Below are 13,174 nucleotides of genomic sequence, written 5' to 3' on the forward strand. Positions count from 1 at the left end.
CACAGTCACCCCCCACAGGTGAACTCGAAACCCGTGACCAACCCACACCCCGTCACGGACCTCACCAAACGCCGCCCCCACAACGGCGTGAACCAGACAGTACTACGTGGACGCGGCGGGCAACAGCACTGACGACGAGTGTTTACCCGGGTGCCATCCAACCCACGGCAGCACCGACAGCAAAAGACTCCCGGACCCCAGTTTCGGGGTCCGGGAGTCTCGAATGACTACCCGAGGTGATCAGCGCCGCCGGGTCGGGGACGGACTGATAGATCGAGACAGCTCCGTCAGCCGGCGATCAGGCCGTCGCCGCTGATCAGCTCTCGCATCTCGGCGAGCGAGCTGTCCGACGGGGGCAGGATGGCGTCGGAGTCGTGCAACTCGTCGTCCGGCACCTTCTCCCCGGAGCGGACGAAGTCCAGCAGCGCCGCGAAGGCCGCCTGGTAGGCCGCCTCCTCGCCGGACGACACGGCCTTCTCCAGGTCGCCGTCGACGGCGTTGAGCGCGTCCAGCTTCTCGTCGGCCAGTCGCCACTGACCTTCACCCATGATGCGAACGATCACCGAACATCTCCGTCCTGAGGTCGCACCGGCTCCGTCACGGGCTGTGTGGCCGGCTGCTGCACTGGCTGCTGGGCGGACTGCTGGGGCTGGGCGGCCCCCGGTGCCTCACCGGAGATCTCCTTCGGCGCGCTGCCTCCGGAGAGCTGGGCCTTCATCGCGGCCAGCTCGTTCTCCACATCGGAGCCGGACGACATCCGGTCCAGCTCCAGGCTGATGTTGTCCTTGACCGTACCGCTGGCGTCGTCGAGCGCGCCGGAGGCGAGCAGCTCGTCGATCGCGCCGGCCCGGGCCTGCATCTGCTGGGTCTTGTCCTCGGCGCGCTGGACCGCCAGGCCGACGTCGCTCATCTCCTCGGAGATGCCGGAGAAGGCCTCGTTGATCCGGGTCTGCGCCTCGGCCGCCGTGTAGGTGGCCTTGATCGTCTCCTTGCGGGTCCGGAAGGACTCGACCTTCGCCTGCAGCCGCTGCGAGGCGAGCGTCAGCTTCTCCTCCTCACCCTGCAGCTGGGCGTGCTGGGTCTGCAGGTCGTCGATCTGGCCCTGCAGCCCGGACTTGCGGGTCAGGGCCTCCCGGGCCAGGTCCTCGCGGCCCATCGAGAGCGCCTTCTGCGCCTGCTCCTGCAGCTTGGCCGACTGGGACTGCAGCTGTGACGCCTGCAGCTCCACCCGCTTCCGGCTGGTGGCCACGTCGGCCACACCCCGCCGTACCTTCTGCAGCAGCTCGAGCTGCTTCTGATACGAGTAGTCAAGGGTTTCGCGAGGATCCTCGGCCTTGTCCAGGGCGGAGTTCGCCTTGGCCTTGAAGATCGTCGACATCCGCTTGAAGATGCTCATCGATATCCGTACCCCTTCTGTGCCGGACTGACGACCCGGCGTGCGTGCCATCCACCCTATGTCCCTATGGGTCACCACACCATCAGGACAGGCCCCGATAAAGTGGTATATGAGTCCGGGGACCACCCCGACCCGCGACCTGCCCTTGCGAATGAGGTTCTGACCCCGTGTTCCGTCGTACCAAGACTGAGACAGCTACCACCGTACCCGCCGAGCCCCAGGGCAAGCCGGGCGGGAAGGGCCGCCCGACGCCGAGCCGCAAGGAGGCGGAGGCGGCCCGGAAGGCGAGCTTCAAGAAACCGCGCAACCGCAAGGAGGCCTCGGCGATCCGCCGGGACAAGGTCCGGACCGAGCGGGCCAAGATGCAGCAGGCGATGCAGACCGGCGACGACCGGTACCTGCCGGCCGCCGACAAGGGCCCGGTCCGGCGGTTCGCCCGCGACTACGTGGACGCCCGCTACTCGGTGATGGAGTTCGCGCTGCCGATCCTGCTGGTGGTGTCGCTGGTCGGCGTGGTGTTCTCGCGGCAGTTCCTCTGGCTGGCCGGTGCCGTCAACCTGCTGTTCCTGGCGATGATCCTGCTGATCGCGGCGGACTGGTTCCTGCTCAGCGCCGGGCTGAAGAAGCAGATCGCGATCAAGTTCCCGAAGGAGTCCACCAAGGGCATCGCGTTCTACGCGGTCCGGCGGACCATGCAGATGCGCCGCTGGCGGCTGCCCAAGCCGATGGTGAAGCGTGGCGAGAAGCCGAGCTGACCACAGGCAGTAGGGTCGGGTCATGGACTTCCGCTATCTGGGCAACAGTGGTTTGAAGGTCAGCGAGATCTCGTACGGCAACTGGCTGACGCACGGCTCGCAGGTGGAGAACGACCAGGCCAAGGCCTGCGTGCGGGCCGCGCTCGAGGCCGGCATCACCACGTTCGACACCGCCGACGTGTATGCCAACACCAAGGCCGAGTCGGTGCTCGGTGAGGCGCTGGCCGGCGAGCGGCGCGAGTCGCTGGAGATCTTCACCAAGGTGTACTGGCCGACCGGTCCGGGCGGACCGAACGACACCGGCCTGTCCCGCAAGCACATCCACGAGTCGGTGAACGCGTCGCTGAAGCGGCTCGGCACCGACTACGTCGACCTCTACCAGGCGCACCGGTACGACACCGAGACGCCGCTGGAGGAGACGATGGAGGCGTTCGCCGACGTCGTCCGGCAGGGCAAGGCGCTGTACATCGGAGTGTCCGAGTGGACCGCTGAGCAGCTCCAGGAGGGCCACCGGCTGGCCCGCGAGCTGCGCATCCCGTTCGTCTCGAACCAGCCGCAGTACAGCATGCTCTGGCGGGTGATCGAGGCCGAGGTGGTCCCGGCGTCGGAGGAGCTCGGGATCGGCCAGGTGGTGTTCTCACCGATCGCGCAGGGTGTGCTCACCGGCAAGTACGTGCCCGGTCAGCAGCCGCCGGAGGGCTCCCGGGCCACTGACGCCAACGGGTCGAACTTCATCAAGCGGTTCCTCACCGACGACGTGCTGACCCGGGTGCAGGAGCTGAAGCCGCTGGCCGAGGAGGCCGGGCTGTCGCTGTCCCAGCTGGCCGTCGCCTGGGTGCTGCAGAACCAGAACGTCTCGTCGGCCATCATCGGCGCCTCCCGGCCCGAGCAGGTCGTCGAGAACGTCAAGGCGTCCGGGGTGAAGCTGGACGAGGGCCTGCTGAAGCGGATCGACGAGGTGCTCGGCCACACCGTCGAGCGCGACCCGGCGAAGACCGCGCAGAACTCCCCGCAGACCCGGCCTGGCTCATGAGCTGGAGCTGGCGGTTCGAGACCGCTACCGGAGCCGTCGTCGACCCCGGAGAGGTCGGCGGCGCCGAGTTCTCCGCCCAGGGCGACGCGGAGAGCTGGCTGGGCGAGGTCTGGCGGGACCTGGCCGACCACGGCGTCGGCCAGGTGTACCTGCTGGAGGACAACCGTGAGGTGTACGGGCCGATGAGTCTGTCCTCCGCAGAGTAGAGTCTCGGTCGAACCAAACGCCTGCGTCACAGGGAAGCCGGTCCGAGTCCGGCGCTGACCCGCAACCGTAGGCCACCTGTGTAGCTGGAGCGCGGCTGCACAGGTGGCGAGCCGGAACACTGTGCCGCAGGCAGTCAGGCTCACCTACCCGCCGTGGTCCGCGGGTGGAGCCCCACCCTGCCGGTTGCAGGCGGGACTTCCTCCACCGGGCCGTGGCCCGACCGAGGACACCACATGACTGCACACCGGACCACACACCTGGCGAGGCTGGTTCTCAGCCTGCTGGCGGGTTTCCTGCTGGCTGGGACCGTCGCCACCACCGCCGGAGCGAGTACGACCGAGGACGGCTACCGCTTCTGGGGCTACTACCAATGGACCAACGGGCAGTGGGCCTTCTCACAGAAGGGCGCCGACGCCTACGTACCTGCTGACGGCGGCGTCGAGGGCTGGCGGTACGCCGTCGGCGGAGCGAAGCCCCGGGTCCCGCGGGCAGCCGGTGACTTCGAGGCGATCTGTGGCAAGACCCCGGCCGAGTCCGGCAAGAAGCGTGTCGCCCTGGTGATCGATCCGGGTACGCCGGAGGACGCTCTCACCGGTGAGACACCAGGCGAAGCCACTGGTACGTGTGTGGTGACCGCACCGACGTCGAACGGCGCACAGGTACTGGCCGCGGCCGGACCGGTCCGGATCGAGAAGGGCCTCACCTGTGGCGTGTCCGGCTATCCGTCAAAGGGCTGCGGCGACCAGGTCAAGAACATCAAGGTGCCGGCCACTGATGCGCAGGTGACTCTGAAGATCGACGCCCCTGTCGGCTCCAGCGCTCCCGCCTCCACACCGGCGAAGCAGGACCAGAGCAGCGGCCCCTGGGCTGTTCTGATCATCGCCGCGGCCGTGGTCGTTCTGCTGGCCGGTGGTGGACTGCTCCTCAACCGGCGTCGATCCGCGGTCAAGTAAGTGCGCGCTGTCAACCGCCTCACGCTCCCCCGGGCACTCCACCCGGGGGCCTGGTGGTTGTGGGCGCTCTGCATGGCCGTTGCTGCCAGCCGGACCCGCAACCCGGTGCTGCTGGTGCTGATCCTCGCAGTGACCGGGTTCGTGGTTTCGGCTCGTCGTAGCGACGCACCGTGGGCGCACAGCTTCACAGCGTTCTTGAAGCTCGGGCTGCTGGTCATCGGCATCCGAGTGGTTCTGCAGGCGTTGCTGTCGACCCGCTCGCAGGGCAACACGATCCTGTTCACGCTGCCGCAGATCCCTTTGCCGGACTGGGCCGCGGGAGTCAAGCTCGGCGGCGACGTGACGGCTGAGGCACTGATAACTGCTCTGTACGACGGTGGCCAGCTGGCCGTCATGCTCTGCTGCGTTGGTGCCGCCAATGCGCTGGCCAGCCCGCGCCGACTGCTCAAGTCGTTGCCAGGAGCCCTCTACGAGATGGGGGTTGCCTGTGTGGTCGCGCTGACCTTCGCGCCACAGCTGGTGATCGACGGCCGCCGGATTCGGGCCGCCAGGCGATTGCGCGGCCGTACGCGCGCCTCCTTCCGTACGACGGCCATGCCCGTACTGGAAGGCGCACTGGACCGATCGGTCGAGCTGGCGGCTGCCATGGACTCACGGGGTTATGGGCGTACTGCACAAGCTCCACGAGCGCACCGTCGTCTCACCGCCGCCTGCGTACTACTGGGCCTGCTGGGCATCCTCCTCGGTGTCTACGCCCTACTGACCGACTCCATGGACTTCCCGTTCGCAGCAGGCGCCTTGGCCGTCGGTGTACTACTGGCTGTCGGCGCGATGGCAGTCGGACGGCAGCGGGTCAGCCGTACGCGCTACCGCCCCGACCCGTGGGCGCTACCCGAGTGGCTGGTCGTAGCGGCCGGTGTGGTTGCTGCAGGCGCCATGGTGACTGCAGCGGTCCGCGGCGTGGATGGACTGCTCCTGGCTGGACCGCTCGTCGTACCGCCCGTACCAGTGCTCCCGATGATCGGTGTACTGGTCGGAGTAGTGCCCGCACTGGCCGCACCCCCGTTGAAGAAGCCGGCGTTGAACCAGGCGGCATTGAAGAAGGCGGCGGCATGATCGAGTTCGACCGGGTCACAGTCAGGTACGACGGCACGCCCGCGCCCGCCCTGCAGGACGTCAGCTTCACTGTGCCCGAAGGTGAGCTCGCTCTGGTGATCGGGCGCACCGGCTCCGGCAAGTCCACGTTGCTGCGGGCAATCAACGGCCTGGTACCGCACTTCACCGGTGGCACGTTGTCCGGGCGCGTTCTGGCCGGCGGACGGGACACCCGTGAGTACCGGCCGCGTGACCTCGCGGACGTGGTTGGAATGGTCGGGCAGGACCCGATGGCCGGTTTCGTCACTGACACCGTCGAGGACGAGCTGGCGTACAGCATGGAGTCGCTGGGTATCGCGCCGGATGTGATGCGCCGCCGCGTCGAAGAGACCCTCGACCTGTTGGGCCTGGCCGACGTACGCGACCGGGCGCTGACGTCCTTGTCCGGCGGACAGCGCCAGCGAACCGCCATCGGCGCTGCCCTCACCTCACATCCCGCTGTACTCGTACTGGACGAACCCACCTCGGCGCTGGACCCGCAGGCCGCCGAGGAAGTGCTAGCAGCACTGCAGCGGCTCGTACACGACCTGGGCGTCACCGTAGTCATGGCAGAGCACCGGCTGGAGCGCGTGATCCAGTACGCCGACCGCGTGATCGAAGTACCCGGTGGAGCCGCTGCTGTGTCGACTGGACTGCCGGCTGACCGCATGGTGACCGCACCGGTCGCCCCGCCAGTCGTGGAGCTCGGACGACTTGCCGGCTGGTCACCACTCCCCTTGTCTGTAAGGGATGCGCGGCGAGCTGCTGTTACGCTACGCAACCAGTTGGACTCCACGGCACCTTTCCGACCTCCTGCTGCACTCGGTGCGGAGCTGGCACGTTGCAGTGACCTGGTAGTTGGCTACGGCAACGTCACTGCGCTGCGTGGCGTATCCCTCAGCATCCAGGCCGGTGAGGTCGTCGCACTGATGGGTCGCAACGGTGCCGGTAAGTCAACACTGCTCAACGCACTAGTAGGCATCGTGCCGACCCGCTCCGGTACAGCAGTCGCAGCCGGAGCAGACCCACGTCGTACCAAACCGTCCCAGCTGGTCAAAGCGGTCGGCCTGGTCCCACAAGAGCCTGCAGACCTCTTGTACGCGGCAACTGTCGCGGAGGAATGCGCCGCAGCCGACTCCGACTTCAAAGTGCCTGCCGGAAGCTGCCGCGCCCTACTGGAACGGCTGGCACCAGATGTCGTACTGGACCGGCATCCAAGGGACCTGTCCGAAGGCCAACGGCTCTGTCTGGCGCTAGCCGTCGTACTGTGCGGCGCCCCGCCCTTGCTTCTGCTGGACGAGCCGACGCGCGGACTGGACTACGGCGCCAAGCGGCGGCTCGTAGCGATCCTCCGTGAGCTGGCCGCAACGGGCCACGCGATCGTGCTGTCGACCCATGACGTCGAAATGGTCGCCGAGGTGGCCAACCGGGTGATAGTACTGGCGGACGGCGAGCTGGTGAGTGACGGCGCAACCGCTGAGGTGATCGCCGGGTCACCGGCGTTCGCACCGCAGGTAGCGAAGATCCTCGCTCCCCTGCCGTTCCTGACTGTCGGGGAAGTCGCTGATGCCCTGGACCGCGCCTCATGAGACTCATCCGCCTCAAGCCACGAAGCACCGCGGCACTGGTAGTGGCCTCGCTGGTCGGCGTACTCGCGTTCGCCTGGCCCCTGTTCTTCCGCAGCTCGCAGGCGAGTGAATCGGCGATCGGACACACCACCGACGCACCCTGGCTGTTCGTCCTGCTACTGCCATTGCTGGTTGGTGTAGTACTCGCGGAGCTCTCCGAGTCGGGCATCGACGCAAAGGTGATCTCACTCCTCGGCATGCTCGGAGCAGTCGGCACGGCACTGCGAGCCCTCGGACCGGGTACGGCTGGACTGGACCCCGGGTTCTTCCTGCTGGTCCTCGCCGGGCGCGCGTTCGGCGCTGGCTTCGGCTTCGTACTCGGTGCGGTCTCACTGCTCGGCGGTGCGTTGATCAGTGGCGGTGTTGGTCCCTGGATGCCCTTCCAGATGTTCGCCTGTGCCTGGGTAGGCTGTCTGGCCGGGCTGCTGCCCCGCCTGGGCGGACGGCTCGAACTGCTACTGCTAGCCGCGTACTCGATCGTCTCCGGCGTCCTGTACGGCGTGGTGATGAACATGTGGTTCTGGCCGTACGCCACGTTCGGCAGCGACTTCTCCTACATCCCCGGCGATGCACTGGCTGACAACCTGCACCGGTACTTCCTGTTCGTGGTGGCGACCTCACTGGGCTGGGACATTCCCCGCGGCGTCCTGTCTGCCGTACTGGTGCTGCTGCTCGGCAGGCCGATCCTGAACGCCTTCCACCGAACCGCCCGCAAGGCGGCCTTCGAAGCACCGGTGATCTTCGAACCCGGGAGGACCGATGGCTGATCGAACCTTGCTCCTCGGCGGTGCACGCTCCGGCAAGTCCATTGCCGCGGAGCGCCTGCTGGCCGACGTACCGGATGTCCTGTACGTCGCGACCGGTGGCGACGACTCCGGTGACGCCGAGTGGGCGGACCGGGTTGCGAAACACCGGGCGCGACGCCCAGCGACCTGGGGCCTGGCCGAGACGATCGAGCTGGTCCCGCTGCTCGAGTCAGCTGGTCCCCCGCTACTCATCGATTGCCTGACACTGTGGCTGTCGCGCACCATGGACGTGGTCGGTGTCTGGTCCGACCTGTCCCGCACGGACCTCGTCGAAGAACGCATCGCTGCTCTGGCTGACGCCTGGTCCACGACACCGCGCAAAGTGGTCGCCGTAAGCAACGACGTCGGCTCCGGCATCGTGCCCGCCGACGCCGGTACACGACTGTTCCGCGACCTGATGGGCCGCCTCAACACCACCATCTCCCTCGCCTCCGACCAGGTCCTGTGGACAGTCGCCGGCCGGACCCTCCCGCTGACATGAGGCCCTCCACCTGGCTCGACTCAGGGCGGCTCGCCCTAGGTACCCTGACCGTCCTGCCCGCCGGTGTACCCAGCCGAGTGGACCGCGAGGTCGGCAAGGGCGCCATGGTGCTCGCACCCGCCGTCGGACTGCTCATAGGTGGTTTGGCAGCAGTCCTGGTTGCCCTCGTGCACCTAGTACGTCCCGAGGCGGACCTGCTGGCCGCCGTCCTCGGGGTCCTGGTTGTGGCCGCGCTGTCAGGTGGGCTGCACCTGGACGGCCTGGCCGACTTCGCTGACGCGCTCGGCTCCCGGCGAGACCGGGAGACCATGCTGCGGATCATGAAGCAGAGCGACATCGGCCCGTTCGGTGTCGTCGCGATTGTCGGCGTGCTGCTGTTCGACGTCGCCGCGCTCACCGCCTGCCTGCAAGCCGGCCGCGGCTGGCAGGCGATCCTGATCGCGACCACTGTGAGCCGTCTCACGCTGCCTTGGTCCTGCCGTACGTCTGTCCCCGCCGCCCGCCCGGACGGCCTCGGTTCCTACGTGGCCGCGACCATCAGGCCAGCCACGGCAACGCTCGTCAGCGTCGTAGTACTGGCCGTCGTCACCGTTCTCAGTTGGCTCTCATCCGCCCACGTCATCGGCGCGGCGGCAGCAGTACTGCTCGCCGTCGCGGTCGCCTTCCTGACCTCCCACCGCGCCCGGACCGCGCTCGGTGGAACCACCGGAGACGTGCTCGGCGCCACCGTCGAACTGGCGCTCCCGGTCGCCCTGCTGGCGCTCGCGCTCGGTTGACGCGACCCCTGTCAGTACTAACGTCTGGATGGGCTAGTTGCCTTTAGCACCTATTTCAACCAGGATCGAAAGGCTTGACAAACGATGAAATGGAAGATTCCGGGAACTCGCCGGACCCGCGCCATCGGTGCGAGCGCGGTCGTCACCACCGCGGCGCTGGTAGCCGGCGGTGTGGCCGTCGCCAGCAACGCCACCGCGGCGGAGGCCGGCACCAGCGCGGCCACGGCCTCGAAGCGGGCGCAGCTGATCGAGATGCGCACGGCCGGCGCCAAGGGGTACTTCTACACGACCAACCAGGCGGAGTTCCTGCGTGCGCAGAAGCTCGCGTTCAAGTTCACCGGCCAGGTTCCGGGGTACGTTTCGACGGTGGCCGTCCGCGGCACGGTGCCGCTGTTCCGGCTGCGGATGAAGTCCGGGTCGTCGTATCTGCTGACGGTCTCGACCGCCGAGCGGAACAAGCTCGCCGCCTCCGGATCGTGGGTGTACGAGGGTGTCGTCGGGCGGATCCCCCTCGCCAATGCCCGCGGCCTGGTCAAGGTGTACCGGGTCTCGAAGAACGGTGTCGGCTGGCGGGTACTGCGGACCGCGGACGCCGCGGCCGCCTCGCGGGCCGGCTGGCGGGTGGACGGCATCCTCGGCTACCTGTGGGCCACCAAGTGAGCTGAGCCGGCTGAGCTGAGCCAAGCGAACACGAGAAAGCCCCCGTCGCCATTGACGGGGGCTTGCTCGGCTCTCAAGCGGTGGCGGCGGTCAGGTCGACCTTCGGCTCCGCGAAGTGGCAGGCAGCGATGTGGCCGGCCTCGGACTGCGGCTTGATCTCCAGCAGCGGCTCCTGCGTGCTGCAGATGTCCTCCGCCTTCCAGCAGCGGGTCCGGAACCGGCAGCCGCTCGGCGGGTCGATCGGCGAAGGTACGTCGCCGACCAGCCGGATCCGCTCCTTCGGCGGCACGCCACGGATGGTGCCCAGGTCCGGAGCGGCCGACAGCAGCGCCTGCGTGTACGGGTGCTGCGGCGCGTTGTAGATCTGGTCCCGGCTGCCCTGCTCGACGATCTTGCCGAGGTACATCACCGCTACCTCGTCACAGAAGTGCCGGACCACGCCCAGGTCGTGCGCGATGAACACGAACGCGATGCCGAGATCGCGGCGCAGGTCCTCCAGCAGGTTCATCACCTGGGCCTGGATGGACACGTCCAGCGCGGACACCGGCTCGTCGGCGATGATCACCTCGGGCTCGACCGCGAGCGCCCGGGCGATCCCGATCCGCTGCCGCTGACCACCGGAGAACTCGTTCGGGTACCGGTTGTGGTGCTCCGGGTTCAGGCCGACGCGCTCCAGCAGCTCCTGGACCCGGTCGAGCTCCTTGCCCTTCTTGACCAGGTTGTGCACCCGCAACGGCGTACTGATGATGTTGCTGACCGTCTGCCGCGGGTTCAGCGAGCTGTACGGGTCCTGGAAGACGATCTGCAGCTGGCGGCGGAACGGGCGCAGGTCCCGCTCCTTGAGCTGCGCGATGTCGGTGCCCTTGAACATGATCTTGCCGGCGGTCGGCGTCAGCAGCCGGGTGATCATCCGGCCGGTCGTCGACTTGCCGCAGCCGGACTCGCCGACCAGGCCGAGGCTGGCGCCGGCCTTCAGGTCGAAGTTGACGCCGTCGACGGCCTGGACGACCTTCTTGGTCCGGCCCAGGCCGGCCGCTTCCTTGATCGGGAAGTGCATCTTCAGGTCCCGGACCTGGAGCAGCGTCTCGCCCTTCGGCGCCGGCGCGTCGATCGGTCGGGTCGCGTCGGTTGGGGTCTCGCTCATCTCTCTCCTCAGTCCCCTCGTCAGCCCAGTCTCGGCGCGACCTCGGCCTCGTACACCGAGGCCTTGTCGTGCAGGTGACAGCGGGACGTGTGCGTACCGGCGCCGTCGACGGGCAGCAGGTCGGGCAGCTCGCTGGTGCAGCGCTCCCCCTTGACCCGGTCCACGTACGGGCAGCGCGGGTTGAACGAGCAGCCGGCGGGCAGGTTCAGCAGGCTCGGCGGCAGGCCCTTGATCGGGCGCAGCCGCTCGTTCGCCGCGGACACGGTCGGGATCGACTCGAGCAGGCCCCAGGTGTAGGGCATCCGCGGGTTCGCCAGTACGTCCTCGGCGGTGCCGTACTCGACGCAGCGGCCGGCGTACATCACCAGGACGTCGTCGGCCATCTCGGCGACCACGCCGAGGTCGTGCGTGATCAGCACGATCGCGGAGCCGAACTCCTTCTGCAGGTTGTTCAGCAGGTCCAGGATCTGCGCCTGCACGGTCACGTCCAGCGCGGTGGTCGGCTCGTCGGCGATCACCAGCTTCGGGTCGTTGATCAGGCTCATCGCGATCATCGCGCGCTGCCGCATACCGCCGGAGAACTCGTGCGGGTACTGGGCGAACCGGCGCGGCGGGTTCGGGATGCCGACCAGGTCGAGCATCTCCAGCGCGCGCTTCTTGGCGACGTCCTTGGAGACCTTGTGGTGTACCCGGTACGCCTCGACCAGCTGGTTGCCGATCGTGTACAGCGGGTGCAGCGACGACTGCGGGTCCTGGAAGACCATCGACACGGCCTCGCCGCGGATCTTCATCAGGTCGCTCTCGGACAGGCCGACGATCTCGTCGCCGCCGAGCCGGATCGAGCCGGTGATCTTGGTCCGCTTGCGGTCGTGCAGGCCCATCACGGCCATGCTCGAGACCGACTTGCCGGAACCGGACTCACCGACGATCGCCAGCGTCCGCCCGAGCGGCACCGAGTAGCTCAGCCCGTTCACCGCGCTGACCTCGCCGTCGGCGGTCGGGAACCGCACGGCCAGGTCCTCGACCACCAGGTACGGCGTCTCGCCGCTGGGGTTGAGGGCGCCCTGGCGGCGTTCCCGGGTGGCGACCGACGGACCGTGCTTGCCGGTCGCGGCGTCCGCCGGCGCTGCTGCGCTGTCGTCGGCCATGGAGTCCTTCCGGTCTTCTGGGGCGGGGGTGGTCATGACAGCCTCACTCGCGGGTCGATCAGGCTGTAGCCGATGTCCACCAGGAAGTTCATCACCACGATGATCACCGAAGCGACCAGTACGGTGCCCATGATCACGGGCAGGTCGTAGTTGTTCAAGCTGTCCAGCACCAGCTGCCCGAGGCCGGGGAGGTCGAAGATCCGCTCGGTGAAGATCGCGCCGCCGAGGCTGCCGGCGACGTCCAGACCGAAGATCGTCACGACCGGGATCAACCCGGACCGGAGCGCGTGCTTGTAGGTGACCACCCGGTCGGACAGGCCCTTGGCCCGCGCGGTCCGGATGAAGTCCTCGCTCAGGGTCTCGACCATCGACCCGCGCGAATAGCGTGCGTACGACGTGCAGTTGTAGATGCCCAGCACCAGCCAGGGGGTTATCAGGCCGGCTATCCATTTCCCTGGACTGTCGAACGGCGACGTCCAGGAACCCCGAGGCAGGATCGGGTATTGGATGGTCAGGTACAGCGCGACCATCAGCGCGACGATGTAGTACGGCACCGAGCTGATCACCAGCGTGCTGGTCATCAGGCCGCGGTCGCCGAGCGTGCCTCTTCGTTTGGCCGCCATCGAGCCGACGAAGACACCGATGGTGAGGACCAGGACCGCGTACCCGAGCACCAGTGACACGGTGACCGGGAACCTGGTCGAGATCATGTCGGTGACCGGGCGGTTGTTCTTGAACGAGAAGCCCAGGCAGGGCGCGTCGCAGTGCTGGGTCACACCGGACGTGGTGAAGTCGCGGCCGGTGAAGATGCCGCCCGTGTACTCCGCGAACTGCTGCACCTTGGGCTTGTCCAGCTGCAGGTTCTTCTTGATCTCGTTGTAGCGCTGCTGGGTGCAGTTGCGCTCACCGCAGATCGCGCCGGCCGGGTCCGTCGGAGCGATGAAGAACAACGCGAAAGTCGCGATGAGTGTCGCCAGCACGACGCTGAGCGCGCTGACCAGGCGACGCGCCACGAAGTAGAGCACGGAACTGTCTCCTCACCGATCGGAGTGG

15 protein-coding genes are annotated in these 13,174 nt (G+C 67.7%); 10 read left to right on the forward strand and 5 right to left on the reverse strand.

Annotation, left to right across the window (positions count from 1 at the left end; genetic code table 11):
* Positions 1–287: 287 nt before the first annotated feature.
* Positions 288–563 carry a PspA-associated protein PspAA gene (pspAA, locus tag ABD260_RS21775; protein ID WP_184834082.1) on the reverse strand — a complete coding sequence of 92 codons (276 nt, stop codon included), beginning with the start codon at positions 561–563 and terminating at the stop codon, positions 288–290.
* Entirely contained in the window at positions 560–1,396 is an 837-nt protein-coding gene (locus ABD260_RS21780; RefSeq protein ID WP_344235696.1) for a PspA/IM30 family protein, read from the reverse strand. Before ABD260_RS21780 ends, pspAA begins: the two co-directional genes overlap by 4 nt.
* A 167-nt stretch (positions 1,397–1,563) precedes the next feature.
* Here ABD260_RS21780 and ABD260_RS21785 point away from each other — a divergent pair, with 167 nt between their 5' ends.
* From ABD260_RS21785 to ABD260_RS21830, 10 genes are all read left to right on the forward strand, one after another.
* A complete protein-coding gene (locus tag ABD260_RS21785) occupies positions 1,564–2,151 on the forward strand; it encodes a DUF3043 domain-containing protein (RefSeq protein WP_344235698.1) in 588 nt (195 codons plus the stop codon).
* A gap of 22 nt (positions 2,152–2,173) precedes the next feature.
* Positions 2,174–3,184 carry an aldo/keto reductase family protein gene (locus tag ABD260_RS21790; RefSeq protein WP_344235700.1) on the forward strand — a complete coding sequence of 337 codons (1,011 nt, stop codon included), beginning with the start codon at positions 2,174–2,176 and terminating at the stop codon, positions 3,182–3,184.
* Complete coding sequence (locus tag ABD260_RS21795) at positions 3,181–3,390, forward strand: hypothetical protein (RefSeq protein ID WP_184834090.1); 210 nt, start codon at positions 3,181–3,183, stop codon at positions 3,388–3,390. Before ABD260_RS21790 ends, ABD260_RS21795 begins: the two co-directional genes overlap by 4 nt.
* Positions 3,391–3,624: 234 nt before the next feature.
* Positions 3,625–4,344, forward strand: a complete 720-nt coding sequence (locus tag ABD260_RS21800) for an SCO2322 family protein (protein ID WP_344235702.1) — start codon at positions 3,625–3,627, stop codon at positions 4,342–4,344.
* Positions 4,345–5,460, forward strand: a complete 1,116-nt coding sequence (locus tag ABD260_RS21805; RefSeq protein ID WP_344235704.1) for an energy-coupling factor transporter transmembrane component T — start codon at positions 4,345–4,347, stop codon at positions 5,458–5,460.
* Positions 5,457–7,067: an ABC transporter ATP-binding protein gene (locus ABD260_RS21810; protein WP_344235706.1), complete on the forward strand. Its 1,611-nt coding sequence runs from the start codon at positions 5,457–5,459 to the stop codon at positions 7,065–7,067. Before ABD260_RS21805 ends, ABD260_RS21810 begins: the two co-directional genes overlap by 4 nt.
* Positions 7,064–7,873, forward strand: coding sequence for an ECF transporter S component (locus ABD260_RS21815; RefSeq protein WP_344235708.1), 810 nt, complete (start codon positions 7,064–7,066; stop codon positions 7,871–7,873). The genes ABD260_RS21810 and ABD260_RS21815 overlap by 4 nt, the downstream gene beginning before the upstream one ends.
* Positions 7,866–8,393, forward strand: coding sequence for a bifunctional adenosylcobinamide kinase/adenosylcobinamide-phosphate guanylyltransferase (locus ABD260_RS21820; protein ID WP_344235710.1), 528 nt, complete (start codon positions 7,866–7,868; stop codon positions 8,391–8,393). Before ABD260_RS21815 ends, ABD260_RS21820 begins: the two co-directional genes overlap by 8 nt.
* Positions 8,390–9,169, forward strand: coding sequence for an adenosylcobinamide-GDP ribazoletransferase (gene cobS / locus ABD260_RS21825; protein ID WP_344235712.1), 780 nt, complete (start codon positions 8,390–8,392; stop codon positions 9,167–9,169). The genes ABD260_RS21820 and cobS overlap by 4 nt, the downstream gene beginning before the upstream one ends.
* A gap of 84 nt (positions 9,170–9,253) precedes the next feature.
* The gene (locus ABD260_RS21830) at positions 9,254–9,829 is read left to right on the forward strand and encodes a hypothetical protein (protein WP_344235714.1); all 576 of its coding nucleotides are present in this window, start codon (positions 9,254–9,256) and stop codon (positions 9,827–9,829) included.
* A 73-nt stretch (positions 9,830–9,902) separates the two neighbouring features.
* Here the strand turns inward: ABD260_RS21830 and ABD260_RS21835 are convergent, their stop codons facing one another.
* Genes ABD260_RS21835 through ABD260_RS21845 form a run of 3 tightly spaced genes read right to left on the reverse strand, consistent with a single transcriptional unit; the run spans position 9,903 to position 13,146 of the window.
* On the reverse strand, positions 9,903–10,973 hold the full coding sequence (locus tag ABD260_RS21835) for an ABC transporter ATP-binding protein (RefSeq protein WP_344235716.1): 1,071 nt from the start codon (positions 10,971–10,973) through the stop codon (positions 9,903–9,905).
* A gap of 20 nt (positions 10,974–10,993) precedes the next feature.
* The gene (locus tag ABD260_RS21840) at positions 10,994–12,157 is read right to left on the reverse strand and encodes an ABC transporter ATP-binding protein (RefSeq protein ID WP_425553368.1); all 1,164 of its coding nucleotides are present in this window, start codon (positions 12,155–12,157) and stop codon (positions 10,994–10,996) included.
* Positions 12,154–13,146: an ABC transporter permease gene (locus ABD260_RS21845; RefSeq protein WP_344235718.1), complete on the reverse strand. Its 993-nt coding sequence runs from the start codon at positions 13,144–13,146 to the stop codon at positions 12,154–12,156. Before ABD260_RS21845 ends, ABD260_RS21840 begins: the two co-directional genes overlap by 4 nt.
* Positions 13,147–13,174 lie beyond the last annotated feature (28 nt).

Source organism: Kribbella hippodromi, assembly GCF_039531045.1.
Taxonomy (GTDB): Bacteria; Actinomycetota; Actinomycetes; order Propionibacteriales; family Kribbellaceae; genus Kribbella; species Kribbella hippodromi.